The following is a 25,319-nucleotide window of genomic DNA, read 5'->3' as shown; positions in this document are numbered from 1 at the left end:
GATGTGTTGAGTTGCTGCGCAAGGTTATAGGATCAAGCCGCACGGGCGATTAGTACTGGTTAGCTGAACGCATTGCTGCGCTTCCACATCCAGCCTATCAACGTGGTGGTCTACCACGACCCTTGAGGGGGATCGAGTCCCCGGGGAAATCTCATCTTAAGGCGAGTTTCACGCTTAGATGCTTTCAGCGTTTATCTCTTCCGAACTTAGCTACCCGGCGATACGACTGGCGTCATAACCGGTACACCAGAGGTTCGTCCACTCCGGTCCTCTCGTACTAGGAGCAGCCCCCTTCAAATTTCCAGCGCCCACGGCAGATAGGGACCAAACTGTCTCACGACGTTTTAAACCCAGCTCACGTACCACTTTAAATGGCGAACAGCCATACCCTTGGGACCGACTACAGCCCCAGGATGTGATGAGCCGACATCGAGGTGCCAAACACCGCCGTCGATATGAACTCTTGGGCGGTATAAGCCTGTTATCCCCAGAGTACCTTTTATCCGTTGAGCGATGGCCCTTCCATACAGAACCACCGGATCACTATGACCTACTTTCGTACCTGCTCGACGTGTGGGTCTCGCAGTCAAGCACGCTTTTGCCATTGCACTATCAGCACGATTTCCGACCGTACCTAGCGTACCTTCGTACTCCTCCGTTACACTTTAGGAGGAGACCGCCCCAGTCAAACTGCCTACCATGCACGGTCCCAGACCCGGATTCACGGGCCGTGGTTAGAACCTCAAACAAACCAGGGTGGTATTTCAAGGTCGGCTCCACCAGGACTAGCGTCCCGGATTCACAGCCTCCCACCTATCCTACACAAGTCGGTTCAAAGTCCAATGCAAAGCTACAGTAAAGGTTCATGGGGTCTTTCCGTCTAACCGCGGGGAGATTGCATCTTCACAACCACTTCAACTTCGCTGAGTCTCAGGAGGAGACAGTGTGGCCATCGTTACGCCATTCGTGCAGGTCGGAACTTACCCGACAAGGAATTTCGCTACCTTAGGACCGTTATAGTTACGGCCGCCGTTTACCGGGGCTTCGATCAAGAGCTCTCACTCCATCACTTAACCTTCCGGCACCGGGCAGGCGTCACACCCTATACGTCCACTTTCGTGTTTGCAGAGTGCTGTGTTTTTATTAAACAGTCGCAGCCACCATTTCACTGCAACCCTTTCAGCCTTCACCCGCGAGGGGCTACAACCTATCAGGGCGCACCTTTTCCCGAAGTTACGGTGCTAATTTGCCGAGTTCCTTCTCCTGAGTTCTCTCAAGCGCCTTAGAATTCTCATCCTGCCCACCTGTGTCGGTTTGCGGTACGGTCTCCTTGTAACTGAAGCTTAGAGGCTTTTCTTGGAAGCATGGTATCAATCACTTCGCGGTCAGAGACCACTCGTTGTCACGCCTCGGCATTGACCCCCCGGATTTGCCTAAGGGACCTGCCTACACGCTTGAACCGGGACGTCCAACACCCGGCTGACCTAACCTTCTCCGTCCCCCCATCGCATTACAAAGAGGTACAGGAATATTAACCCGTTTCCCATCGACTACGCTTTTCAGCCTCGCCTTAGGGGCCGACTCACCCTGCGCCGATGAACGTTGCGCAGGAAACCTTGGGCTTTCGGCGAGGGAGCTTTTCACTCCCTTTATCGCTACTCATGTCAGCATTCGCACTTCTGATACCTCCAGCATCCCTCTCGAGACACCTTCAACGGCCTACAGAACGCTCTCCTACCATATCCTTGCGGATATCCGCGATTTCGGTGCATGGTTTGAGCCCCGTTACATCTTCCGCGCAGGACGACTCGACCAGTGAGCTATTACGCTTTCTTTAAAGGATGGCTGCTTCTAAGCCAACCTCCTGGCTGTCTATGCCTTCCCACCTCGTTTCCCACTTAACCATGTCTTCGGGACCTTAATCGGCGGTCTGGGTTGTTTCCCTCTCGACACCGGACGTTAGCACCCGATGTCTGTCTCCCAAGCTCGCACTCAACGGTATTCTGAGTTTGCAATGGTTTGGTAAATCGCGATGACCCCCTAGCCATAACAGTGCTTTACCCCCGTCGGTGATACTTGAGGCACTACCTAAATAGTTTTCGGAGAGAACCAGCTATTTCCAAGTTTGTTTAGCCTTTCACCCCTATCCACAGCTCATCCCCTAATTTTTCAACATTAGTGGGTTCGGACCTCCAGTGCGTGTTACCGCACCTTCATCCTGGCCATGGATAGATCACTTGGTTTCGGGTCTACGTCCAGCAACTAAGCGCCCTATTCGGACTCGGTTTCCCTACGCCTCCCCTATGCGGTTAAGCTCGCTACTGAACGTAAGTCGCTGACCCATTATACAAAAGGTACGCAGTCACCCCACGAAGGGGCTCCCACTGTTTGTATGCATGCGGTTTCAGGATCTATTTCACTCCCCTCCCGGGGTTCTTTTCGCCTTTCCCTCACGGTACTGGTTCACTATCGGTCGATTACGAGTATTTAGCCTTGGAGGATGGTCCCCCCATCTTCAGACAGGATTTCTCGTGCCCCGCCCTACTTGTCGCAAGCTCAGTACCACCATCATGTTTTCGCGTACGGGGCCATCACCCTCTACGGCGCCACTTTCCAGAAGCTTCCGCTAACACGATCGCTATCACTTGCCGGCTGTTCCCATTTCGCTCGCCACTACTCTGGGAATCTCGGTTGATTTCTTTTCCTCCGGCTACTTAGATGTTTCAGTTCGCCGGGTTCGCTTCCACACGCCTATGTGTTCAGCGCGGGATACTCCTCGCGGAGTGGGTTTCCCCATTCGGACATCTCTGGATCAAAGCTTCATTGCCAGCTCCCCAGAGCTTTTCGCAGGCTTGCACGTCCTTCATCGCCTGTAATCGCCAAGGCATCCACCACATGCACTTATTCGCTTGATCCTATAACCTTGCGCTCTCTTTCGAGATCACAACGCCACAGGCAACTCGGTGCCACCCCCGCACCTCTCGGCACAGGGGCTCGATGCAATCACAACCGTATCACCAGCAACCCAATGCCCCGGGATGCCGGCAATACAACCTTCTTCCATCTTGTTAAAGAACAAAGACCCCGTAAGGAGTCAGGACTGCAGGGTGAACCACCCCGCAGGCCTGACCACTCACGCGCTGCACCGCCTGGTGGAGGATGACGGGATCGAACCGACGACCCCCTGCTTGCAAAGCAGGTGCTCTCCCAGCTGAGCTAATCCCCCGCCGTGCCCAACAACGCAGCAGCCGATCATCGCACCCAGCTTCGTCGCGACGCTGGTGGGTCTGGTTGGAATCGAACCAACGACCCTCGCCTTATCAAGACGATGCTCTAACCGACTGAGCTACAGACCCGTCGCAGGTGCAGCCTCTGACAACCGATAGGTTGTGGGTTCTCAACCCAGCTCTTCTCTAGAAAGGAGGTGATCCAGCCGCAGGTTCCCCTACGGCTACCTTGTTACGACTTCACCCCAGTCACGAACCCTGCCGTGGTAATCGCCCCCCTTGCGGTTAGGCTAACTACTTCTGGCAGAACCCGCTCCCATGGTGTGACGGGCGGTGTGTACAAGACCCGGGAACGTATTCACCGCGACATGCTGATCCGCGATTACTAGCGATTCCGACTTCACGCAGTCGAGTTGCAGACTGCGATCCGGACTACGATCGGCTTTCTGAGATTGGCTCCCCCTCGCGGGTTGGCAACCCTCTGGACCGACCATTGTATGACGTGTGAAGCCCTACCCATAAGGGCCATGAGGACTTGACGTCATCCCCACCTTCCTCCGGTTTGTCACCGGCAGTCTCACTAAAGTGCCCAACTCAATGATGGCAATTAGTGACAAGGGTTGCGCTCGTTGCGGGACTTAACCCAACATCTCACGACACGAGCTGACGACAGCCATGCAGCACCTGTGTTCAGGTTCTCTTGCGAGCACTCCCAAATCTCTCCAGGATTCCTGACATGTCAAGGGTAGGTAAGGTTTTTCGCGTTGCATCGAATTAATCCACATCATCCACCGCTTGTGCGGGTCCCCGTCAATTCCTTTGAGTTTTAGCCTTGCGGCCGTACTCCCCAGGCGGTCAACTTCACGCGTTAGCTACGGCACTAAAAGGTTTAACCCTCCCAACACCTAGTTGACATCGTTTAGGGCGTGGACTACCAGGGTATCTAATCCTGTTTGCTCCCCACGCTTTCGTGCATGAGCGTCAGTAGTGACCCAGGGGGCTGCCTTCGCCATCGGTGTTCCTCCACATCTCTACGCATTTCACTGCTACACGTGGAATTCCACCCCCCTCTGCCACACTCCAGCTTGGCAGTCTCAAATGCAGTTCCCAGGTTGAGCCCGGGGATTTCACATCTGACTTACCAAACCGCCTGCGCACGCTTTACGCCCAGTAATTCCGATTAACGCTCGCACCCTACGTATTACCGCGGCTGCTGGCACGTAGTTAGCCGGTGCTTCTTAGTCGGGTACCGTCATCTACACAGGGTATTGACCCGTGCAATTTCTTCCCCACCGAAAGAGCTTTACAACCCGAAGGCCTTCTTCACTCACGCGGCATGGCTGGATCAGGCTTCCGCCCATTGTCCAAAATTCCCCACTGCTGCCTCCCGTAGGAGTCTGGGCCGTGTCTCAGTCCCAGTGTGGCGGATCATCCTCTCAGACCCGCTACGGATCGTCGCCTTGGTAGGCCTTTACCCCACCAACTAGCTAATCCGACATCGGCCGCTCCCAGAACGCAAGGTCTTGCGATCCCCTGCTTTCCTGCTCACAGAATATGCGGTATTAGCGTAACTTTCGCTACGTTATCCCCCATTCCAGGGCACGTTCCGATGCATTACTCACCCGTTCGCCACTCGTCGCCAGGTTACCCCGCGCTACCGTTCGACTTGCATGTGTAAGGCATGCCGCCAGCGTTTAATCTGAGCCAGGATCAAACTCTTCAGTTCAAATCCCAAAACTCTCGCTCGACGCGCCACCAACCCCAGACCACATAACCCACATAAACACCAGGCTACATGCCCCAGAATCAGCAGCATACTGCTCGTGCGAGTCCTTCCATCTCTCAGCAGCACACGCATACCACCACGCATGCCACCACCAGATCAAGAACCCACACCTATCGGTTGTCTCGTTTTTAAAGAGCTGGTTGCGGGGACAGGATTTGAACCTGTGACCTTCGGGTTATGAGCCCGACGAGCTGCCAGACTGCTCCACCCCGCGACACGCCGGAAATTACCCGGCCACCTCCCCAATCAGCACGTCCGAACGGGGCGAATCCCGATGGTTTGAACACGTGCCGGCTGCGAAGAAGGAGCATTCTAGCAACGGAGGCCAGCCGCGTCAACCCACTCCGCGGAGAATCGTCGCATTCTTCCATCCCCCGGCCGGCCGGCTGGCCCGGGCCCTCTCGTCACGGGCTGGCTGGCGTGGCAGCGGGCTGCTGCACCGTCGGCTCTTGAAATCCGAATGAAGGAACCCTATTATTAGCACTCGTTAGCGACGAGTGCCAACACGCTCGTGCCCCCGAGCTTCAGCTGCGAGGGGTTCCAACAAGCTAGCCGATGTTCTGACTTGTCATCCAACCTAGGAGAAACTGCATGAAGATTCGTCCGCTGCATGATCGCGTGATCGTCAAACGTCTCGAAGAGGAGCGCCGTACCGCATCCGGCATCGTCATCCCGGATACCGCAGCAGAGAAGCCAGACCAAGGCGAGGTTCGCGCCGTCGGCAACGGCAAGATCCTCGATGATGGCAGCGTCCGTGCCCTCGCCGTCAAGGTTGGCGACCGCGTCCTCTTTGGCAAGTACGCCGGCCAGACCGTCAAGGTCGAGGGAGAGGAACTGCTCGTCATGCGCGAGGAAGACATCATGGGCGTCATCGAGGGCTGACGGATCAAGCCCGGAAGGCGCCTCCCGCGCTCGTCCGGTCGTCCCGCAGTCCGCCCGTTTCAGACATAAATCATTGAAGATACACAGGAGTTAACTCTATGGCAGCTAAAGACGTCAAGTTTGGCGACACCGCACGTGCACGCATGGTCGAGGGCGTGAACATCCTCGCCGACGCGGTGAAGATCACCCTCGGCCCCAAAGGACGCAACGTCGTTCTCGAGCGTTCATATGGTTCCCCGACGGTCACCAAGGACGGTGTTTCGGTCGCCAAGGAAATCGAACTGAAAGACAAGTTCGCCAACATGGGCGCCCAGATGCTGAAGGAAGTCGCTTCCAAGACCTCCGACATCGCTGGTGACGGCACCACGACCGCGACCGTTCTGGCACAGTCGATTGTCCGCGAAGGCATGAAGTACGTCGCCGCCGGGATGAACCCGATGGACCTCAAGCGCGGTATCGACAAGGCCGTCGTCGCGACCGTCGAGGAACTGAAGGCCCTCTCGAAGCCCTGTTCGACCAGCAAGGAGATTGCTCAGGTGGGCGCCATTTCCGCCAACGCCGACGCCGACATTGGCGACATCATCGCCAAGGCGATGGACAAGGTCGGCAAGGAAGGCGTCATCACCGTCGAGGATGGCAAGTCGCTGAACAACGAACTCGACGTCGTCGAGGGGATGCAGTTCGATCGTGGCTACCTGAGCCCGTACTTCATCAACAACAACGAGAAGCAGAATGCGATCCTCGAGAACCCGTTCATCCTGATTTTCGACAAGAAGATCTCGAACATCCGTGACCTGCTGCCGGTTCTCGAACAGGTCGCGAAGTCGAGCCGGCCGCTGTTGATCGTCGCTGAAGACGTCGATGGCGAGGCCCTTGCGACCTTGGTGGTGAACAATATTCGCGGAATCCTGAAGACCTGCGCCGTCAAGGCTCCGGGCTTCGGCGACCGCCGCAAGGCCATGCTCGAGGACATCGCGATCCTCACCGGCGGCCAAGTGATCGCCGAAGAGGTCGGCCTGACGCTCGAGAAGGCAACCCTGGCAGATCTCGGTCAGGCGAAGCGCATCGAGATCGGCAAGGAGAACACGACAATCATCGACGGCGCTGGCGTCAGCGCCAACATCGAGGCACGCGTCAAGCAGATCCGCGCCCAGATCGAGACGGCGACCAGCGATTACGACAAGGAAAAGCTGCAGGAACGCGTTGCGAAGCTGGCTGGCGGTGTCGCACTGATCAAGGTCGGAGCGGCAACCGAAGTCGAGATGAAGGAGAAGAAGGCACGCGTCGAGGATGCATTGCATGCGACCCGCGCAGCGGTCGAGGAAGGCATCGTCGCCGGCGGTGGGGTCGCGCTCCTGCGCGCTCGAGCCGGGCTGAGCACGCTCAAGGGCGACAACCACGATCAGGATGCTGGCATCAAGATCGTCCTGCGCGCGATGGAACAGCCGCTACGCGAGATCGTCGCCAACGCTGGTGACGAGCCCTCGGTAGTGGTCAATGCGGTCCTCCAGGGAAGCGGCAACTTCGGCTACAACGCAGCGACCGGAGACTACGGCGATCTGGTCGAAATGGGTGTTCTCGACCCGACCAAGGTCACTCGGACGGCCCTGCAGAATGCAGCCTCGATTGCCGGCCTGATGCTCACCACCGATTGCATGGTCGCTGAACTGGCGGAAGAGAAGCCGCCGATGGGTGGCGGCATGGGCGGCGGCATGGGTGGCATGGGCGGCATGGGCGGCATGGACATGTAACCCCTGCCCGACCAAGCGATAGCCGGACAAGAGAAACCCCGCCGCGGCGGGGTTTTTCTTGTGTCGTGATCGCGGCGCGGCGCGATTCGGAAGCGACCAGCACGCTACGGCCTTCGTCCTGCACGCACCTAGCGCTCCTTGCGCTCCAGCGCCGCCCTGTTGATGTCGATCCTGTAGCGCTGGCGCAGACCGGCGAGATAGGCGGCGAAATCTTCCTGCCCCAGAATTTGCGCGTACTCGCGCTGCAGCGCCTGCCGCCGCGCCTCGTCTACGCGCTCCGGTTGCGTCACCTTGACGATCTTGTACAGCACGTACCCCCCATCGCCCGCCGCAGCGCCGACGAAGACCGGCAGCTTGTGCACGTCGGCACTGAAGATGGCTCTGGCTGCCGCTGGCGGCAGTTGTCGTGCGTCTTGCCGCGAGAGTTTGCGTGGCGGCGCCCAGGCGACGCTGTCTGCGGCGCCCTGCCGCAACTCGGCCAAGCGCGCCTCGCCCGCGGAACGTGCCAAAGCGGCCTCACCCTGCAGCATCAGCGCTGCCTGGATATCGGCCTTCACCTCCGCGAACGGTCGCACACTCGCTGGCCGGTGCTCGACGACGCGCGCCGCCAGCAGGGTGTTCGGAGCCACCTCGATCGCTTCGGTGTTGCGCTTGTTGCGAACAGAGTCCTCCGAGAAGATCGCTGCGAGAATCTTTGCATTACCCAGGTGCCCCAGACTCGCCACCGCCGCCGGAGTCGGGTTGCGGGGCAACCAGTCGGATGTCTGCAGCTTCAGATTGAAGCGTTCGGCAGCCGGTTGCAGACTGTCCGGTTGTTCGTAGACGATGTTGCTGAACGCTTCGGCATCTTCGGCAAATCTGCGCTGCGCTGCCTGTTGCTTGAGTTCGGCCTCGATTTCCGGGCGCACTTCGGCGAAAGTCCGCTGCCTGGGCGCCTTGATGCCCGTTACGATGATGATGTGGTAGCCGAACTCCGACTGTACGACACCCGACACCTCGTTCTCTCGCAGGTTGAAGACAGCCTCCTCGAACGGCTTGACCATCGTCCCGCGCGCGACTACCCCCAGATCGCCGCCCTTGGCCGCCGAGCCCGGATCCTGCGAATGCTTTCTGGCGAGATCTGCAAATCGTGCTGGCGATTTCCGCACTTCCTCGAGAAGTTCTTCGGCCCTTGCCCTGGCCTTTCCCTGCTCGGACTCACCGCTCGGCGCCAGGACCAGGATGTGACTCACCCGCCTTTCTTCGCTCTGCTGGTAGCGATCCCGGTGGCTCTCGTACCACTCCTGCAGATCGGCATCCTTGACCGCAGTCTGGCTGATCCGCGCAGCAAGTGACAGCAGGACGTACTCCACTCTGGCCTGTTCGGCAATCTCGAACCGCTTGCCGTTCTCGTCGTAGAACTTGCGCAGCGCCTCCTCGTCGATCCGGACCTGTCCGGCAAACTGCCCCGGAGCGATTCGGAATTCGGCAACCTGCCTTTCCTCGGACCGGATAGCCAGAATCCTCTCGGTCTCGCTCCTGGCGGCGACGCCCGTATCGCCAATGGCTGAAACCAGTTCCTGCAGAGTCAGATCCTGCCGGATCTGCGCCTCGAACTGCGCCTGCGACAGACCCTGCGCGGCCAACGCCGATTGGTAGCGAGCCATGGAGAAGCGGCCGTTCTCCTGCAAAGCCGGAATGCTGCCGATCGTTTCGCGCAGCGCTTCATCGCTCGCGCCCAGCTTGCCCTTGGCCGCTTCGAGAAGCAGCAGGCGCTGATCGACCAACGAGTTCAGCACGGCAAGGCGTGCCGCCGGGGTATTCATCGACTCGGGACGAAAGCTGTCGCCAAGAGCCTGTCGCATGCGGTCCTGCTGCACGCGCCAAGCCTGATCGAACTGCTGTTGGGTGATTTTGCTGTCGCCGACACTGGCCAGATCGGACCCCGCTCCCCCGCCACGAACGTACGAGTCGACGCCCCAGAAGGCGAAAGGCAGGGCGATCAGGGCAAGAAAGACCTGGACGACCCTCTTGTTGTTGCGAACGGTGTCAAAGAACATGGTGGTAGGTCGCTAACTCTTTGGAACGTGTTGAAGCCAAAAGAAAAAAGGCGAACTAGTGTTCGCCTTTCAATGTTGGCGGAGTGGACGGGGCTCGAACCCGCGACCCCCGGCGTGACAGGCCGGTATTCTGACCAACTGAACTACCACTCCAAAATACTCGCTGCACAATCGCTCTTGCTGCTCCTGGTGGGTGCTGACGGGCTCGAACCGCCGACATCCAGCTTGTAAGGCTAGCGCTCTACCAACTGAGCTAAGCACCCTTGGCGTGATCAAGCACTGGAGGCGCGAGTCTAACGCATCCGGCAGCACTTGGCCAGAGCGGCAGACGGTGCGCACCAACGGCACCGCCGCCGCAAGGAGTGTTCAGTGAGTGAGCCCGGCGGACGCAACGGCAGCGGCATCTGGAGTGCTCGTCTCCACCCCGGGCGGCACGCCTGCGTCGTCGACCACAGACGGCTCAGGTTTGCGCTCGAGAGCGTACTCGAGCACCTGATCGATCCAGCGCACCGGAATGATCTCGAGCCTGTTCTTGATGGTGTCCGGAATCTCGGCCAGATCCCGGACGTTCTCCTCCGGAATCAGAACCCTGGCCAGTCCGCCGCGGACAGCCGCCAGCAGTTTCTCCTTGAGACCGCCAATCGGTAGCACTTCACCGCGCAGAGTGATCTCGCCGGTCATCGCCACGTCACAACACACCGGAATGCCGGTCAACACGGACACCAGAGCCGTGCAGATGCCGACGCCTGCCGACGGACCATCCTTCGGAATCGCCCCCTCCGGGAGATGGATGTGAATATCGCTCTTCTGGTAGAAATCATGGTCGACACCCAGCGACTGCGCGCGCTTGCGGACCACCGACAGCGCCGCCTGAACCGATTCCTGCATGACCTCGCCGAGCTTGCCGGTAGTCGTCGTCTTCCCTTTACCCGACAGGACCACCGCCTCGATCGTCAGTAGCTCCCCGCCAACCTCGGTCCATGCCAGACCCGTGACTTGACCGATCTGGTTCTCGCGCTCGGCAACACCGAAGTTGTAGCGACGGACGCCGAGGAACTTGTCGAGATTGCGTGCACTGACCGCAACCTTGCCCTGACTCTTCCGCAAAAGCAGGGTCTTGACCACCTTGCGACAGATCTTCGAGATATCGCGCTCGAGCGAACGGACACCGGCCTCGCGTGTGTAGTAGCGGACGATGTCACGCAGCGCGCTTTCTGCCACCGTCAGCTCGGTCGTCTTCAACCCGTTGTTCTTCATCTGCTTGGGCAACAGGTAGCGCTGCGCGATGTTGACCTTCTCGTCCTCGGTGTAGCCGGAGAGCCGGATCACCTCCATGCGATCGAGCAAGGGCGGTGGAATGTTCAAGGTGTTGGCCGTCGCCACGAACATCACTTCCGACAGATCGTACTCGACCTCGACGTAATGGTCGACGAAGGTCGAGTTCTGTTCAGGATCGAGCACCTCGAGCAGCGCGGAACTCGGATCGCCACGAAAATCCTGTCCCATCTTGTCAACTTCGTCAAGCAGGAACAGCGGATTGCGGACGCCGATCTTGCTCATGTTCTGCAGGATCTTGCCCGGCATCGAACCGATGTACGTCCGCCGGTGACCGCGGATTTCCGCTTCGTCGCGCACGCCGCCGAGGCTCATGCGAACGAACTTGCGGCCGGTCGCACGCGCTATCGACTGGCCGAGCGATGTCTTGCCCACCCCGGGCGGCCCGACCAGGCAGAGGATCGGTGCCTTCAGGCGATCGACCCGCTGCTGCACGGCGAGGTATTCGATGATCCGTTCCTTGACCTTCTCGAGACCCCAGTGATCAGCGTCGAGAATCCTGCCGGCAGCCGCGAGATCCTTGCTGATGCGCGTCCGCTTGCGCCATGGGAGGGCAATCAGCGTTTCGATGAAGTTGCGCACGACCGTCGCTTCTGCCGACATGGGCGACATCAGCCGCAGCTTGCGAAACTCCGACTGCGCCTTGGCAAGTCCTTCCTTGCTCATCCCGGCAGCCTTGACCTTGCGGTCGAGTTCCTCGAGGTCTGCCCCATCCTCGCCCTCCCCAAGCTCCTTTTGGATCGCCTTGACCTGCTCGTTGAGATAGTACTCGCGCTGACTCTTCTCCATCTGGCGTTTGACGCGGCCACGAATCCGCTTCTCCACCTGCAGGATGTCGATTTCCGCCTCGAGTTGCGCCAGCAGCCGCTCGATGCGGGCACGGACGTCGAACATCTCGAGGATTTCCTGCTTCTGCTCAAGTTTCAGCGGCAGGTGGGCGGCAATCGTGTCGGCAAGACGCCCGGCCTCTTCAATGCCGGCGATCGAGGTCAGGATCTCGGGGGGTATCTTCTTGTTCAGCTTGACATACTGATCGAACTGCGCAATGACCGCACGACGCAGGGCCTCCACCTCGTGGTTCACACCGTCCTCGGCCATCACCGGACGCGCTTCGGCAAAGAACATGTCCGATCGCGAATCGATGGCCTGCAGACGAGCGCGCTGCGCTCCCTCGACCAGGACCTTGACCGTTCCGTCGGGCAACTTGAGCATCTGCAGGATATTGGCCAGACAACCGACGCCATACAGATCCTCCGCTTCGGGCTCGTCCTTGACCGCAGACTTCTGGGCCACGAGAAGAATGCTCTTCCCGCCCTGCATGGCCGTTTCCAGGGCCTTGATCGACTTTGGACGCCCGACGAAGAGCGGGATGACCATATGCGGAAACACGACCACATCGCGCAGCGGCAACAGCGGCAGTTCAACCGGCTCGGCGGACAGCTTCGGGGGTGCAGACATGGATTGTGTCCCATAGGTTAGGTCTTGCCAGAGGTGGTGGCAAGAACGCGGATTTCAAGCCGCAGCAGAAGCGGCCAGGACGTCAGTTGCCGCCGGACACCTTTGGCTGATCCGCGTAGATCAGCAGTGGCTTGGCATCACCGACGACCACCCCCTCGTCGATCACCACTTCCGTGACATTCTCCATGCCGGGAAGTTCGTACATCGTGTCGAGCAGGATCCCCTCGAGGATCGAGCGCAAACCCCGCGCTCCGGTCTTCCGTTCGAGCGCCTTGCGAGCAATCGCCATCATCGCTGCCGGCCGGATCTCGAGCGCCACCCCCTCCATGGCGAACAACTTCTGGTACTGCTTCACCAGAGCGTTCTTCGGTTCGACGAGGATTTCCACCAGCGCGGCAGCCGACAGTTCCTCGAGAGTGGCAATCACCGGCAGCCGTCCGATGAGTTCGGGTATCAGACCGAACTTGATCAGGTCCTCGGGCTCCACCGTGCGCAGGACCTCGCCGATCGCACGCTTGTTGTCCTTGCTGCGGACCTCGGCCCCGAAGCCGATGCCGCCCCGCTCGGAACGATTGCGAATCACCTTGTCGAGGCCATCGAAAGCTCCACCGCAGACAAACAGGATGTTGGTCGTGTCGACCTGTACGAAGTCCTGGTTGGGATGCTTGCGTCCGCCCTGCGGCGGTACCGAGGCGATCGTCCCTTCGATCAATTTCAGCAACGCCTGCTGCACGCCTTCGCCCGACACGTCGCGCGTGATCGACGGATTGTCCGATTTGCGCGAGATCTTGTCGATCTCGTCGATGTAAACGATTCCCCGCTGCGCCTTCTCGGTATCGTAATCCGCCTTCTGCAGCAGCTTCTGAATGATGTTCTCGACATCCTCACCGACGTAACCGGCTTCGGTCAGCGTCGTCGCATCAGCCATGACGAAAGGCACGTCGAGCATGCGGGCGAGCGTCTGCGCCAACAGGGTCTTGCCCGAACCGGTCGGGCCGATCAGCAGGATGTTGCTCTTGGCAAGCTCGATTTCGTCGCTGGTCTTGCTGAAGTGCCGCAGCCGCTTGTAGTGATTGTAAACGGCCACCGACAGGATTCGCTTCGCCTGGTCCTGCCCGATCACGTACTGGTCGAGAAGCGCCGAGATCTCCCGCGGTGTCGGCAGTTCCACCTTGCCGCCCTTGCCACCACCCTGGTCCGCGGCGATCTCGTCGCGAACGATATCGTTGCACAGCTCGATGCACTCGTCGCAGATGAAGACCGATGGCCCGGCGATCAGTTTCTTGACCTCGTGCTGACTCTTGCCGCAGAACGAGCAGTAGAGGAGTTTCTCGGTACCACTTTTCTTTTCCGACATGTCGTCCACCTCACAATCGAGCCCGATCGTAGCCGCCCGGAGGCACCCTCAGAGCGCCGCCTGCCGATTGGCCAGTACCTTGTCGATCAAGCCGTATTCTGCCGCTTCCTGCGCTGAAAGGAAATTGTCGCGATCAGTATCGCGCTCGATCCGGTCGATTGCCTGACCGGTGTGCCGCGCCATGAGTTCATTGAGCTTGGCGCGCAGCGACAGGATCTCCTTGGCATGAATCGCGATATCCGAAGCCTGCCCCTGAAAGCCGCCCATCGGCTGGTGAATCATCACCCGTGAGTTCGGCAGGGCAAAACGCTTGCCGGCAGCACCCGCAGCCAGCAGGAAGGCGCCCATCGAGCACGCCTGCCCCATGCACAGGGTCGACACATCGGGCTTGATGAACTGCATCGTATCGTAGATCGACAGCCCGGCCGACACCGCACCGCCCGGCGAGTTGATGTAGAAGTGAACGTCCTTGTCCGGGTTCTCGGCTTCGAGAAACAGGAGTTGGGCGACCACCAGATTCGCCGTCACGTCATTGACGGGGCCAACGAGAAAGACCACGCGCTCCTTCAGGAGGCGCGAGTAAATGTCGTAGGCCCGCTCGCCACGACCGCTCTGCTCGATCACCATCGGCACCAGACCAAGTGCCTGCGGAACCCAACTGCCCGCGTGGTCAATTCCCATTTCGTTTCCCTTGTTACGCTGCAAACCGCTGCCGCGACTCACGACGCCCCGGCAGCCACCCGGGATCGAGGAGCACCAAGGGTCGGCGTAGAGGATACGGCCCGTGGGGCACGCCGCCGCTACGGCCGTCTTGCCACCAGCCGCCTCGACTCCCGCCTCAGGCTTGTTGCCCCATCAGCTCGGCGAAGGCCACTGGCTTGTCGCTGACCTTCACCCGCTGCAGGACCCAGTCGACCACGTTCGCCTCGATGGCCGCACCTTCGAAGTCGCTCAGACGCTCGGCCTTGGCATAGTACCAGCGAACGACCTCCTGCGGATTGTCGTAGCTCTGCGCCGCATCCTCCACCAGTTCCCGCACTTGCGCCGGCTGGGCCCGCAGATCGTTGAGCTTGACGATTTCCGAAAGGATGAGGCCAATCGATACGCGCCGCCTGGCCTGATCGCTGAACCACTCCGGTCGCATCGGCAAATCCTTGACCTTCATGCCGCGCTGCTCCATGTCCTGGCGTGCCACCTGCATCAGTCGCTCGACCTCCTTCTGGATCAACGCCTCCGGCACCTGTAGCGGGTTGGCCTGCAACAGCACGTCCATCACCTGTGCGGTGATCCGGCCCTGCAGACGTTTCTTCACCTCGCGCCTGAGGTTGGCCTCGATCTCGGCCCGCATCTGTGTCAGATCCCCGTCCTCGACGCCCAGAGCACGCGCGAAATCACCGTCGAGCTCCGGCAGCACCGGTTCGCAGACCTCCTTCAGCACGATGTCGAAGGTCACCGACTGGCCGGCCAGATCCTTCGAGAAGTACTCCGCCGGAAAGGTCATGTCGAACGACTTGGCTTCGCCGGCACGCGTGCCGATCACCGCATTCTCGAAGTCGGACAGCATCTTTCCTTCCCCGAGAACGAAGCGGTAGTCCTGACCCTGCCCACCGGCAAAGGGTTCGCCATCCTTCCTGCCAAGGAAGTCGATGGTGACACGGTCGGCCAGAGCCGCCGCACGATCCACCGGCTCGTAGTGCACGCGCTGCTTGCGCAGAATCTCGAGTGTGCTGTCGATCTCCTCCGCACCGACCTCGAGCACCGGCCGTTCGACTTCGACGCCAGCCAGGTCGCTCAGCGTGATGTCCGGGTAAACCTCGAAGGTCGCCGAGAAGTCCATATGCGTCGTGCTGCCGTTCTCGCTCGCCTCGATCTTCGGTGCGCCGGCCACGCGCAAGTTCTGCACCCTGACCGCCTCTCCGAACAGACGCCCCAACGCCTCCTGCAGAGCGTCCATGCGGGCCTGGTCGCCGTACTGTTGCCTGACGATGCTTGCCGGCACCTTGCCCGGGCGGAAACCCGGCAGTTTCATGTTCTTGCCCAGGCGCCGCAGGCGCTGGTCGACATCCTGCTCGAGTTCGGCTATCGCCACCGACAGTTCGAGGCGGCGCTCAAGCGCACTTGCAGCGGGTGCAACAGGGTTAGCAGCGTTAGTTTCCATTCAGAATCCTTGTGATACAGGCTGAAATGTGGTTCAGAGCGGAGACCGCTGCGAACCACCCCAGGCGTCTCCAGACAGTGCCGCGCGGGCAGCCGATGTGAGCGCCGACCGAATCGCCAGACTGCCGCCCGCAAGCGGGACAGGCAACGCGCCGCCACACGCGGCCCCGGACGGCGTCGGGAGCAACCGGCAGGCCCGCAGCCAGCCATCCTGCCGCATCGGCGTACGCGGAAAGCGAGCGATTCTACAGTATTATTGGGCGCCTCGAAACCCGCGATGTGTGGCACACCCTTGCGTGGCAAGAGCTGGCTGACCCTCGGCCCGAAGCGGTTCGCACACCAGCCGGTATTCGCGGGCGTCGCTCGCCGTCGGCACCGCGCTCGGCAAACGATCCGGTTGCCGACAACCAGCGCCGGCCGCCGCGCACACGACGGCGATCGGATGTAAGGAAAGGCACGCCCGCGGCGACAGTAGCCACGGACATCCATGGAGAACGACCGATGCACGCCACCCTGCCCCTGCTCTCGGCGACCACCTTCCCTGCGATCGTTCGCCGCTCGGTCGACATCCTGCAGGTCAATCTCGGCTACCGCTGCAACCAGAGCTGTCTCCATTGTCACGTCAATGCCGGTCCGCAGCGACGAGAGGAGATGACCGCCGAGACCGTCGACGCCGTCCTGGCCTTCCTCTCGGCCAGCCCGGGAGTCACGACGCTCGACCTGACGGGCGGAGCGCCCGAGCTCAATCCACATTTCCGGCGGCTGGCTGTCGCCGGCCGCCAGCGCGGGTTGCGCGTGATCGATCGCTGCAACCTCACCATCCTCGAGGAACCCGGACACGAAGATCTGGCAGAATTCCTCGCGGCGCACCACATTGAGGTGGTCGCCTCGCTGCCCTGCTACATCGAGGACAACGTAGACCGGCAGCGCGGCAAGGGCAGCTTTGCCGGCAGCATCCGCGGGTTGCAGCGGCTGAACGCACTCGGCTATGGCATGGCCGATGGCGGGCTGCAACTCAACCTGGTCTTCAATCCACAGGGACCGTCCCTGCCACCACCGCAGGCAGCGCTCACTGCAGCCTACCGGGAACATCTCGGGCATGAGTTCGGCATCACATTCAACCAACTGTTCACCCTGACGAACATGCCGATCCAGCGTTTCGGTTCCGTTCTCGTCTCGCGGGGCCAGTTCAACGACTACCTGCAGCTGCTGCGGGCAGCCCATCGCGATGAAAACCTCGAGCACGTGATGTGCCGCAACCTCCTGTCAGTCGATTGGCAAGGTTATCTCCACGACTGCGACTTCAATCAGCAACTGGGCCTGCCGACAAGCAGAAGCGGCACCTCGCGCTGGCACATCAGCGAAATCGACGCTGCCGCGCTGGAAGGCCATGCCATCCGTGTTGCCGAACACTGTTTCGGCTGCACCGCCGGGCAGGGATCGGGTTGTGGCGGCGCTCTCGGCGACAAGCCGGCACCAGTGCCGACCTGCGGTACCTGACCCTCCTGCCTGGTCATACCGTCACAACCCGAGCGGAGCACAGGACAGTGAAAGACGGACGAATCGCCGGCATCGAAGCGTGTGTCTTCGACGCCTATGGAACGCTTTTCGACTTCAACGGCGCCGCGCGCGCCGTCAGCGGCGAGATCGGCGCCGACTGGCAGAAGCTTTCCGAGATCTGGCGGCAGAAGCAGTTGCAATACACTTGGCTGCGCGGACTGGCTGGCCGCCATGCCGATTTTTGGCAGGTCACCGGCGACGCGCTCGACTATGCCTTGAGCACGCTCGGCCTCGAACGGACCGGCCTGCACGCGCGCCTGCTCGACCTCTACCTGCAGCTTGGGTGTTATCCCGACGTGCCGGCCACGCTGCAGCAGCTGCACGCACGCGGGATGCGACTGGCCATCCTCTCCAACGGTACCCCGGCGATGCTCGCCGCGGTCGTCCGCAACAGCGGGCTCGACGAGTTCTTTGACGCCGTCCTGTCAGTCGAGGAAGTGGGCGTCTTTAAGCCGCACCCGGCGGTGTATCGCCTGGCTCCCGAACGACTGCAGCTCGCACCGGAGGCCATCTGCTTCCTTTCCGCGAATGCCTGGGATGCCTGGTGCGCCAAGGCCAGCGGCCTCCGCGTCCTCTGGTGCAACCGCTTCGCGCAGGCGGCGGAACGGCTGCCGGCCGCTCCCGACGGAGAAATCAGCGATCTCACGCAGTTGCCGGCAATCGTCTGCCCGCCAGCGTCGTCCTGACGTGACCGGCGCCTGCCGCATCCGGGCAGGCGGCCAGGTACGCCAAGCGGGGGTTTCGCGACGACTTCACCGCCGCCCGCCGCGATCAATCGGGCGGCAACAGCAGGCTGGCGACCTCCTGCAAATCCTTCTCCGACAGAACACCTGCCGCCGCCCTCAGCTGCAGCAGGCTGAGCAGGTACTCGTAGCGCGCCTGCGCGAGGTCACGCCTGGCAACGAACATCACCCGCTCGGCATTGAGCACGTCGACGTTGCTCCGGATGCCGCCACGCATGCCGCGCAGCGTTCCCTCGACGGCGACCACACTGGCATCGACGGCTTTCTGATAGGCCGCTATCTTGCCGGCACCGGTCTCGACGGCCATGAACTGCTTCCTGACCTCGATCAGCACCTCGTTCACGGCGGCATCGAGCTCGGCCTGGGCGCGCGCCCGGTTGGCGACCGCCTGCCCGGTCAACGCGTCCACCCGGCCGCCGGCGAACAACGGGACGTTGAGCTGCACACCGACCGAATTGATGACGTTCTTCTGATCGACGGTGGACAGCGATTCACCTTGCGTGCGCGAGGAACGGGCGACGAAGTCGAGTTGTGGATAATGACCCGCCCGATTGCGATCGACCTCGAGGCTGGCAAACTCGAAGGACTTGCGCCGCGCACGAATCTCCGGGCTGCTCTCCTCGGCCAACGCCGACCACTGGTCGAGGCTGACGGACTGGACGGCGCTCGGCGCGAAATCCGGGCGCAGCGGCCAGAGTGGTGCCATCGTCTTGCCGGTCATGCTTTCCAGCCTGAGGTTGGCCACCGAGAGCCGGTCGATGGCATCGGCGCGGCCGGCGCGAGCGAGCTGCAGCCTCGATTCGGCCTCAGCCACCTCGGTTACCGTTCCCTCACCGCCCTTGCGCCGACGCTCTGACGTCTCGCGATCGACACGATAGGCGGCGATCTCGGCGTCACTCAGGGCCAGCCTCTCGAGCGAGAAGAGCACCTCGAAGTAGGCTGACGCCAGCTTGACGGCGAACTCTGCCTCCTTGCGATCGAAGACGGCATCGCTGAAGGCAGCCTGCACCCCCCCCTGGCGATAACGGACGATACTGTCGTAGTTGAACAACGGCTGCCGCAACGCGATCGCGCTCGCCTCCTCGCGGTAGTCGAGATCCTCGGTCGGGCTGCCCGCGCGCGTGAAATAGGTCCGCTCGCCCCTGTTTCTCGAATAGGCGCCGGTGATCCCGACGTTCGGCAGCAATCCGGCCCGGCCGATGGCAATCGCATACTGCCCGGCGTCACGCTCGTGGCGTGCGGCGCGGAAAGATGGATCGTTCTGCCGCGCCGCCTGATAGGCATCCATCAGACCGGCCGCCAGCACCCCGGACGACCAGAATGCCAGCGCGCACCCCACCAGCCCGACAGTCCCCCGCACCCTGCTCACTCCTCGGTCAATGCCGTCTTCATGCGATCCAGGATGGGCTTGAACAGGTAGTTCAGCATCGTCCGTTCGCCGGTCTTGATGAACACCTCGGCGGGCATCCCGGCCTTGATCTCGTAGTGCTTGAGCTTCTTCATCCCGTCTTCGGTGACGACCACCTGGCCCCGGTAGAAGGGTGGTACCTTGCCCTGCGGGTCGGTGGTGGCATCAGCCGCCACCTGCACGAAGTCGCCCGGAATCTGCGGCGTCGTGCGCTGGTTGAAGGCAGGAAAGGTGATGTCGACCGGTGAACCGATGCGCACCTTGTCGATCAGCGTCGTCGGAATCTGGACATCTATGCGCAGCGGCTCATTTCGCGGCACCACGTCCATCAGCGGCGTCCCCGGCGCCAGCACGCCGCCTACCGTGTGCACGCTCAGTCCGACGACGATTCCCTCCGCCGGCGCACGGATATCGGTGTTGGCCAGCTCGAAGGCCAGTCCGGCGAGGCGGCTGTCGAGCGATGTCACCTCCTTTTGCACCTCGGCAAGGCCGGTCTCGACGTCCTTGTCGTATTCCTGTTGGCGCGCACTCATGCGCATCCGGACCTCGGCAATGCTCTGCTGTGTCCGCCCGAGATTGCCGATGTCTTCGGAAATGGCGCCACTGAGCTGGGCCTGCAGGCGTTCCTGTTCGGACAGGCGATTGCGCGGCAGATAGCCTTCAGCGGCCAGATCACGCAAGCCCTTGAGTTCATCGAGCAACAGCTTGCTCTGTTCTTCCTTGGCCCGTCGCGTCGCTTCGAGACCTTTCGCCGATGACTGCAGCCCGGCCAGCATGCTGCGCATCGCACCCAACTCCGCTTGCAGCGCCGCTTGGCGGGAACGCAGCAACTGCGCCTGCACCGCCATCGCACTCGTCGCCCGGGGATCATCCCGTGCCTGCAGCAGTTCGTCGGCAAAGACGATTTCCGACTTGCCCTGCGCCTCCGCCAGGAGTCTCGCTTCGGCCGCCTTGGCCACGAACCATTGACTGCGCGCCACCTCGTACTGCGAGCTCGCCAGAGTCGGATCGAGACGCACGAGGACCTGCCCGCTCTGCACCTCATCCCCGTCCTTGACCAGAATCGCCTCGATCTTGCCTGCACCGAGGTTCTGTACCGTCTTGCGGTTACCAGTCACGACGACCTGACCACCCGCCGGCACCCCTTGGTCGAGAGGCGCCAGAGCCGCCCACAGCATGAAGCCGCCGAAACCGATGGCGAGGACCAGCCAGCCGAAACGCGAGGCCCGGCCATGATCGATATCGACCGCCGCCGGCTGCTGCCCGCCGGCCTCGGCGACTTCGCTGACGTCGGTGATGTCGGCGTCGGACGCCTTCTTGCGCTCAAACATCCTGATCGACATCTCCTTGTCTGTTCCCTCAGGCGCCAAAGCGTGGTGTCGCCGGTGTGTTCCCGGCAACCGCAACCGCTGCCGGCCGACCGCCACCACCCTGACGCTCGGCGCCGGCCTGGTTCCCCGAGCGCAGTGCCGCCAGGACCTGGTCACGCGGCCCGTGCAGCTTCACCGTGCCTTCATGCATCACCAGAATACTGTCGGCGACGGCCAGCGTGCTCATGCGGTGAGTGATGATCACCACGGTACGCTTGGCGGCCTTCAGGCGCCGCAGCGTCTCCGCCAGCGCCGCTTCACCCTGGTCGTCCAGATTCGAATTCGGCTCGTCGAGGACGATCAGCGCCGGGTCGCCGTAGAGCGCCCTGGCCAGTCCGATCCGCTGCTTCTGCCCACCTGAAAGGGCGTTGCCGCCGTCGCCCAACGGCGTGTCGTAGCCCATCGGCAGCATCAGGACCAGGTCATGGACACCGGCAGCCTGCGCCGCCGCCAGCACCTTCTCGGAGTCGAGGTCGCCAAAACGGGCAATGTTCTCGGCGACCGTCCCGTCGAACAACTCGATGTCCTGCGGCAGATAACCGAGATGTCGGCCCAGCTCGTCCTTGTTCCACTTGAAGACCTCCGCACCATCGAGCCGTACGCAGCCGGCCAACGGTGGCCATACGCCAACCAGCAGGCGAGCCAGAGTGGACTTCCCGGAAGCACTCGGGCCGATCACCGCCACGACCTCGCCGGCTTTCAGGCTGAAGCTGACGTTCTTCAGGATCAGTACCCGGCTGCCGGGAGCCGCGGTCGCCGCATTCTCCACCAGCACGACACCCTCGGGTCGTGGCAGCGGCATACCGGCAACGCGCGCCGGATAGACCTGCAGCAGTTCGGCCAGGCGCCCGTAGGCCGCGCGCGCCGACACGAGTTGCTTCCAGTTGGCGATCAGCACCTCGACCGGCGCCAGCGCCCGGCCGATGATGATCGAGCCGGCGATCATCATGCCGGGCGTGATCTCACCCTCGATCGCCAGCAACGCACCATAACCGAGCGCCAGAGACTGCATCGAAATGCGCACGAAACGGGTGATGGCGTTGAGCACACCCGCACGATCGCTGGCCACTGCCTGCTGCATCAGAAACTTCTGGTGCAGCTTGAACCAGCGGCTGCGAATGGCCGGCAGCATCCCCATTGCCTCGATCACCTCGGCGTTGCGCAGATTGTTGTTGGCTTGCGCATTGGCGGCCATCGCCAGCTTCTGGGCCTCGCCCAGAGGCCCGGCCGAAATCCGTTCATTGATGACTGCCAAGATCACCAGCAGCAGTACGCCGATCAGCGCAAAGATACCGAGCTGCACGTGCAGCATGAAGATCACCAGGACGTAGATCGGCATCCACGGCGCATCCGTCAGGGCAATCAGGCCGGCACCCGTCAGCGTCTGCCGCATGGAGGCGAGGTCACTCAGTGCCTGCGCCGGATTCTGGCCCGCCTGGCGCAGATTACGCTCGAAGGTCGCATCGAAGACACGCGAATTGATGTCGAGATCGAGACGCGCCCCGACCCGAACCAGTACCATCGACCTGATCCACTCGAGCAGCGACATCAGTCCGAACAGGCCGAGCGTGATCAGCGTCAACATCAGCAGCGTCGTGACGTTTCGGCTGCCGAGCGCACGATCGTAGATCTGCAGCATGTAGATGGCCGGCGTCAGCATCAGCAGGTTGATGAAGAAGCTGAAGCTGCCGACGGTCAGGAACGCCCGGCGGAAAGACAGCAGCACCTCGGCGAGCTCGCTGCGTTGCTGTGCTGGCCTAGTCATCGCCTCCATTCCCTGAAAACACGCGCCATCTCCTTGCCTGTCCGAACCTCGGCTGCCACTGGCAAGCGGTGCCCACGGCGCGGTGGCCAGGAACCTGCTCTGCAGCAGGGGGCAATGATGACAGAATCGCCAGTCGACCGCCAGCCTTGCAGTTGCGGGCGCCTCGCCCGTCGGGCCGTCCGTTCCGCCGAACGGGTCGCGTCAGCGCATCGGTCCCCACCACGCGGCGCCGGCATCCTTGCCAACGGTCGGCCGCCTCGGCTGGCAAGACAACGCATGCATGCCACCGGTGCCCGTAGGGACCGAACCGGCTACCGGTCCCGGAAGAGACCCGCCCGGCCAGTCCTGCCGCGTCCGCTGAGCGCCACGAGCAACAGGAAGCAGCCGGCGACCAGCGCCGCCATCCCGCCCTGCAGCAAGGTCAGCAGCTCGAAGCCTGCGAGATAGTGCTTTCCCGCCAAGCGCGTCAGCACCGCAACGACGCACGCCAGCAGACCGCCGCTGCCGACGGCACGTCCGAGCCAGATCAGAAGAGCTTCCATTTGCAACCCCCAATTTCACCAAGAATGTGGCAGCCGGTCGGCACCGGGTCGCCCTCAGACCAGAGCGCCCGGGCCCTCCGTCGGACCGCGGCGCCCTCCGGCTCGGACGCTGGATCGTGAAAGGCGCCGGGCTACTCCGGCAGACCGTTCAAATAATACAGGTTGTCCAGCCGCGCACCCGGTTTGGCAAGATGACCGAACCACCGATCGTAAATGTCGTAGATTTCGCGGCTGCGCGACAGGCGGGCCAGCACCGAGTTCACCACCAGACGAAAATCGGCGTCGTTGCGCCGGGTCACCAGCGCATAGGGCTCATACGAGAGGGTCTCGGGACCGATCGTCCAGTCGCTCTGGTTGCCGGAATCGAGCGCCAGCCCGATCAGCAGCGCGCGGTCCGAGGCATAGGCGTCTGCCCTGCCCTGCAAGAGCGCGGCCAGCCCGTGCTGGTGGTCGCTGACCAAGACCAGTTCCGCACTGATGCGATGCTGCGCCAGCGCCGCGGCGAGCATCCGCTCGCTGGTCGTTCCGCCGGCAACGGCGATCCTCCTCCCGGCCAGATCCTCGAGGCGCCTGATTCCCGCCGCGCGCCGCGAGAGATACGCAGTGCCATCGACGAAGATCGGCAGACTGAAGTCCACCTCCTGCATGCGCGACAGGGACGCCGTCGTCGAACCGCATTCGAGGTCGATCTCGCCGGATTTCAGTTTCGCGATCCGCGTTTCCGGCGTCACCGCCACCCAGAGCAGCTGCAGTTCTTCGAGACCCAATTGGCGGGCGACGCCGGCGGCGACGCGCGTGCAGAGGTCCACCGAGTAGCCCCAGGGCTGGTTGTCGTTGCCGGTGTACGAGAACGGGATCGACGAGTCCCGGTAACCGAGCGCGATGGTCCGGCTCGCCTTGATCTTGTCCAGAGTCCCCGCCGCCTGCACCAGCGGCGCCAGCGACAGCAACAGGCTCGCCACGAGGCAACGCCACGAGAGATGCAACCGCATCGGATTCCTCCCGAAAACGCAACGATAAGAGAAAGGAAGCACGCCGAGTGTGACCATACACACGCGGCAACCACAACCGTGGGATGAGATCGGCGCCGCCTCGCAAGTGTGCCCCCCTGATCCGCATCAGTACCGCTGCAGACGGCTGCACCCTCCCTAAGCCCACGCAGCGAGGAACTCGCGCCAGTGCAGCTTGTCGAGGCGCTGCACGGCAGCGCGCACGCGAACCTGCTCCTGCTCGTACTCACTGGCGGAGATCTCGCCGCGCATCAAGCGAAAGCGGACTCCGACGAGATAGGTATTGACGGCGTCGGTCTCACAGTAGTCGCGAATCTCGGCACTGCGACCTTCCTGCCATGCCTGCCACACCTTGCTGCCATCCATCCCGAGCTTGCCGGGGAAACCGATCAGCCTCGCCAGTTCGTCCAACGGCACGGCGGCGCGCGGCTGATAGAGTGCCAGAAGGTCCATCAGATCGAGGTGACGGGTGTGATAGCGGCTGATGTAATTGTTCCACTTGAAATCGCGACTGTCGGCGTGATCACCATCGCCGAGGTCCCAGTAGCGAGGAGCGACCAAGCCGTGAATCAGCCCCCGGTAGTGCAGTACAGGCAAGTCGAAGCCACCGCCATTCCAGGACAACAGTTGCGGCGTGAACTTCTCCACGCCGTCGAAGAAACGCTGGATGATCTCCGCCTCGCCGAGCTCGGGTGCAGCCAGGGACCAGACACGGAAATCCCTCCCCACACGCAGCGCACAGGAAATCACCACCACCCGCTGCAGGTGCAAGGGCAGGAAGTCGTTGCCGGTCGCCGCCCGCCGTCGCTGGAACGCGAGTTCGGCGACTTCCTCATCGGACAGGCCCGGATCGAGCAGATGCAGGCGGCGCAGACCCGCGACGTCCGGAACCGTCTCGATGTCAAAAGCGAGAACCGGCTTCATCGACC

The 25,319-nt window shown here is 61.9% G+C and carries 15 protein-coding genes, 5 tRNA genes and 2 rRNA genes; 4 read left to right on the top strand and 18 right to left on the bottom strand.

Annotated features, from left to right (window positions below; all coding sequences use genetic code 11):
* Positions 1-28 precede the first annotated feature (28 nt).
* The 5 genes from V5B60_RS13990 to V5B60_RS13970 all read right to left on the bottom strand — a co-directional run bounded on the left by V5B60_RS13990 (position 29) and on the right by V5B60_RS13970 (position 5,227).
* A 23S ribosomal RNA gene (locus tag V5B60_RS13990) occupies positions 29-2,915 on the bottom strand.
* Between the two features lie 235 nt (positions 2,916-3,150).
* A tRNA-Ala gene (locus V5B60_RS13985) sits at positions 3,151-3,226 on the bottom strand.
* A 53-nt stretch (positions 3,227-3,279) separates the two neighbouring features.
* Positions 3,280-3,356: transfer RNA gene (locus tag V5B60_RS13980), tRNA-Ile, on the bottom strand.
* Positions 3,357-3,417: 61 nt separating this feature from the next.
* A 16S ribosomal RNA gene (locus V5B60_RS13975) occupies positions 3,418-4,953 on the bottom strand.
* Together the 16S and 23S rRNA genes with 3 tRNA genes alongside form the textbook arrangement of a ribosomal RNA operon.
* A gap of 197 nt (positions 4,954-5,150) precedes the next feature.
* A tRNA-Met gene (locus tag V5B60_RS13970) sits at positions 5,151-5,227 on the bottom strand.
* Between the two features lie 377 nt (positions 5,228-5,604).
* Here V5B60_RS13970 and groES point away from each other — a divergent pair.
* The gene (gene groES, locus V5B60_RS13965) at positions 5,605-5,895 is read left to right on the top strand and encodes a co-chaperone GroES (RefSeq protein WP_034942117.1); all 291 of its coding nucleotides are present in this window, start codon (positions 5,605-5,607) and stop codon (positions 5,893-5,895) included.
* A 98-nt stretch (positions 5,896-5,993) separates the two neighbouring features.
* Entirely contained in the window at positions 5,994-7,646 is a 1,653-nt protein-coding gene (groL, locus tag V5B60_RS13960; RefSeq protein ID WP_332347633.1) for a chaperonin GroEL, read from the top strand.
* 128 nt (positions 7,647-7,774) lie between these two features.
* Here groL and V5B60_RS13955 read toward each other — a convergent pair whose 3' ends face one another.
* From V5B60_RS13955 to tig, 7 genes are all read right to left on the bottom strand, one after another.
* Positions 7,775-9,685 carry a SurA N-terminal domain-containing protein gene (locus V5B60_RS13955; RefSeq protein WP_332347632.1) on the bottom strand — a complete coding sequence of 637 codons (1,911 nt, stop codon included), beginning with the start codon at positions 9,683-9,685 and terminating at the stop codon, positions 7,775-7,777.
* A 76-nt stretch (positions 9,686-9,761) separates the two neighbouring features.
* Positions 9,762-9,838 (bottom strand) — tRNA-Asp (locus V5B60_RS13950).
* 34 nt (positions 9,839-9,872) lie between these two features.
* Positions 9,873-9,948: transfer RNA gene (locus tag V5B60_RS13945), tRNA-Val, on the bottom strand.
* A gap of 103 nt (positions 9,949-10,051) precedes the next feature.
* A complete protein-coding gene (gene lon, locus V5B60_RS13940; RefSeq protein ID WP_332347631.1) occupies positions 10,052-12,478 on the bottom strand; it encodes an endopeptidase La in 2,427 nt (808 codons plus the stop codon).
* An 82-nt stretch (positions 12,479-12,560) separates the two neighbouring features.
* Positions 12,561-13,835: an ATP-dependent Clp protease ATP-binding subunit ClpX gene (gene clpX, locus V5B60_RS13935; RefSeq protein WP_332347630.1), complete on the bottom strand. Its 1,275-nt coding sequence runs from the start codon at positions 13,833-13,835 to the stop codon at positions 12,561-12,563.
* Between the two features lie 48 nt (positions 13,836-13,883).
* Positions 13,884-14,558 (bottom strand): ATP-dependent Clp endopeptidase proteolytic subunit ClpP, encoded by a 675-nt coding sequence (clpP, locus tag V5B60_RS13930; RefSeq protein WP_434735333.1) that lies wholly within the window; start codon positions 14,556-14,558, stop codon positions 13,884-13,886.
* Positions 14,559-14,673: 115 nt separating this feature from the next.
* A complete protein-coding gene (gene tig / locus V5B60_RS13925; RefSeq protein ID WP_332347628.1) occupies positions 14,674-15,993 on the bottom strand; it encodes a trigger factor in 1,320 nt (439 codons plus the stop codon).
* Positions 15,994-16,493: 500 nt separating this feature from the next.
* Here tig and arsS point away from each other — a divergent pair, with 500 nt between their 5' ends.
* Together arsS and V5B60_RS13915 are read left to right on the top strand one after the other, a co-directional pair.
* The gene (gene arsS / locus V5B60_RS13920; RefSeq protein WP_332347627.1) at positions 16,494-17,492 is read left to right on the top strand and encodes an arsenosugar biosynthesis radical SAM (seleno)protein ArsS; all 999 of its coding nucleotides are present in this window, start codon (positions 16,494-16,496) and stop codon (positions 17,490-17,492) included.
* Positions 17,493-17,539: 47 nt separating this feature from the next.
* Complete coding sequence (locus V5B60_RS13915) at positions 17,540-18,238, top strand: haloacid dehalogenase type II (RefSeq protein WP_332347626.1); 699 nt, start codon at positions 17,540-17,542, stop codon at positions 18,236-18,238.
* 85 nt (positions 18,239-18,323) lie between these two features.
* Here V5B60_RS13915 and V5B60_RS13910 read toward each other — a convergent pair whose 3' ends face one another.
* The 6 genes from V5B60_RS13910 to V5B60_RS13885 form a co-directional block, all read right to left on the bottom strand.
* The gene (locus V5B60_RS13910; protein ID WP_332347625.1) at positions 18,324-19,655 is read right to left on the bottom strand and encodes a TolC family outer membrane protein; all 1,332 of its coding nucleotides are present in this window, start codon (positions 19,653-19,655) and stop codon (positions 18,324-18,326) included.
* A 5-nt stretch (positions 19,656-19,660) separates the two neighbouring features.
* Positions 19,661-21,034 (bottom strand): HlyD family type I secretion periplasmic adaptor subunit, encoded by a 1,374-nt coding sequence (locus V5B60_RS13905; protein ID WP_332347624.1) that lies wholly within the window; start codon positions 21,032-21,034, stop codon positions 19,661-19,663.
* A gap of 28 nt (positions 21,035-21,062) precedes the next feature.
* Complete coding sequence (locus V5B60_RS13900) at positions 21,063-22,838, bottom strand: type I secretion system permease/ATPase (protein ID WP_332347623.1); 1,776 nt, start codon at positions 22,836-22,838, stop codon at positions 21,063-21,065.
* A gap of 311 nt (positions 22,839-23,149) precedes the next feature.
* Positions 23,150-23,380 carry a hypothetical protein gene (locus V5B60_RS13895; protein ID WP_332347622.1) on the bottom strand — a complete coding sequence of 77 codons (231 nt, stop codon included), beginning with the start codon at positions 23,378-23,380 and terminating at the stop codon, positions 23,150-23,152.
* 131 nt (positions 23,381-23,511) lie between these two features.
* Complete coding sequence (locus V5B60_RS13890; RefSeq protein ID WP_332347621.1) at positions 23,512-24,372, bottom strand: amino acid ABC transporter substrate-binding protein; 861 nt, start codon at positions 24,370-24,372, stop codon at positions 23,512-23,514.
* Between the two features lie 156 nt (positions 24,373-24,528).
* Positions 24,529-25,314, bottom strand: a complete 786-nt coding sequence (locus tag V5B60_RS13885) for a 3'-5' exonuclease (protein WP_332347620.1) — start codon at positions 25,312-25,314, stop codon at positions 24,529-24,531.
* Positions 25,315-25,319: the final 5 nt, after the last annotated feature.

Origin of the sequence: Accumulibacter sp. (assembly GCF_036625195.1) — a bacterium.
Classification (GTDB): domain Bacteria; phylum Pseudomonadota; class Gammaproteobacteria; order Burkholderiales; family Rhodocyclaceae; genus Accumulibacter.
Note: the sequence above shows the minus strand (reverse complement) of the source record. Positions and strands in the feature narration are given on the sequence as shown.

Coding starts and splice junctions, on each gene's coding strand:
- groES (WP_034942117.1), top strand. CDS start 5,605: ATGAAGATTCGTCCGCTGCATGATCGCGTGATCGTCAAACGTCTCGAA.
- groL (WP_332347633.1), top strand. CDS start 5,994: ATGGCAGCTAAAGACGTCAAGTTTGGCGACACCGCACGTGCACGCATG.
- V5B60_RS13955 (WP_332347632.1), bottom strand. CDS start 9,685: ATGTTCTTTGACACCGTTCGCAACAACAAGAGGGTCGTCCAGGTCTTT.
- lon (WP_332347631.1), bottom strand. CDS start 12,478: ATGTCTGCACCCCCGAAGCTGTCCGCCGAGCCGGTTGAACTGCCGCTG.
- clpX (WP_332347630.1), bottom strand. CDS start 13,835: ATGTCGGAAAAGAAAAGTGGTACCGAGAAACTCCTCTACTGCTCGTTC.
- tig (WP_332347628.1), bottom strand. CDS start 15,993: ATGGAAACTAACGCTGCTAACCCTGTTGCACCCGCTGCAAGTGCGCTT.
- arsS (WP_332347627.1), top strand. CDS start 16,494: ATGCACGCCACCCTGCCCCTGCTCTCGGCGACCACCTTCCCTGCGATC.
- V5B60_RS13905 (WP_332347624.1), bottom strand. CDS start 21,034: ATGTTTGAGCGCAAGAAGGCGTCCGACGCCGACATCACCGACGTCAGC.
- V5B60_RS13900 (WP_332347623.1), bottom strand. CDS start 22,838: ATGACTAGGCCAGCACAGCAACGCAGCGAGCTCGCCGAGGTGCTGCTG.
- V5B60_RS13895 (WP_332347622.1), bottom strand. CDS start 23,380: ATGGAAGCTCTTCTGATCTGGCTCGGACGTGCCGTCGGCAGCGGCGGT.
- V5B60_RS13890 (WP_332347621.1), bottom strand. CDS start 24,372: ATGCGGTTGCATCTCTCGTGGCGTTGCCTCGTGGCGAGCCTGTTGCTG.
- V5B60_RS13885 (WP_332347620.1), bottom strand. CDS start 25,314: ATGAAGCCGGTTCTCGCTTTTGACATCGAGACGGTTCCGGACGTCGCG.